Annotated in this window: 2 pseudogenes; both read right to left on the bottom strand. The window is 43.2% G+C overall.

Annotation, left to right across the window (positions count from 1 at the left end):
- Positions 1-135: pseudogene (locus BpJC4_RS16785) on the bottom strand (group II intron reverse transcriptase/maturase); the annotation flags it as partial.
- A gap of 323 nt (positions 136-458) precedes the next feature.
- Positions 459-861, bottom strand: a pseudogene (locus BpJC4_RS17285) (transposase); the annotation flags it as partial.

Raw genomic sequence — 861 nt, 5'->3', positions numbered from 1 at the left:
ATGCCAATGTTCCATAATATACGGTCGTAATTCGGAAACCTGCATGCCATCCACTCCATGGCTGCCTTTGTTCCTTTCCACACGATGAAGTGCTTCCAGTAAATTTTCACGTGATAATACCTGCCCCATCCTCATGTGTATTGCTCCTTACGTGAGTTTCCTATTCCTTCAATAAACCTGTTCTGGCTCCACCCTCTTAAGGTCCCTCATGGAATTCACCACTACCTCCCTCAAGTAAGTCCGATTCGGATTGTCTGTGTCATTGCCATACAGAATTTCCAGACGAAAACCTCTCTTTGATTGTTCGGTCCTTCCAAGACGAGAGCGACCATTCAGTTGCTTGTCTTCTTCCTGCTCTGCGTCTGTTTCAGCTTCTTTGACTTTTTGCTCCACCTTTTCGGCAATCTTCTCCAGCTGTTTTGCACTTACACGTTCAGCCGGAGCTTTCATTTCTTTCAATGTTTCCTCATCTAATTCAATCATTTCTTCGATGAGTTGAAATGTCTTTTGAAGGTTTTCCTGCAGCTTTTCTTCATATTTTTTTGTTGCCTTTTTCCAGACAAACGTGTACTTATTGGCGTTTGCCTCGATCTTTGTGCCGTACATGAAGTAGTTTTCCATCGTGATATATTTTTGTTCCAATAAAAGCTTGATGAGTTCGGTAAAAAGAGGCTCGATCATGTCTTTCATCCGTTCCGAACGGAACCGGTTGATCGTCCGGAAATCCGGGGTTTGCTGGGCAGAAAGCCACATCATCGGAAGATTTTCCCGAAGAGCTTTTTCGATGCCTCTGCACGAATAGATTTTTTCAGTGTAAGCATAGAGGATAATCTTTGTCATCATTTTAGGGTGATACGAAGG

It is taken from the genome of Weizmannia acidilactici, assembly GCF_008974185.1.
GTDB classification, from domain to species: Bacteria; Bacillota; Bacilli; order Bacillales; family Bacillaceae_C; genus Weizmannia; species Weizmannia acidilactici.
Note: the sequence above shows the minus strand (reverse complement) of the source record. Positions and strands in the feature narration are given on the sequence as shown.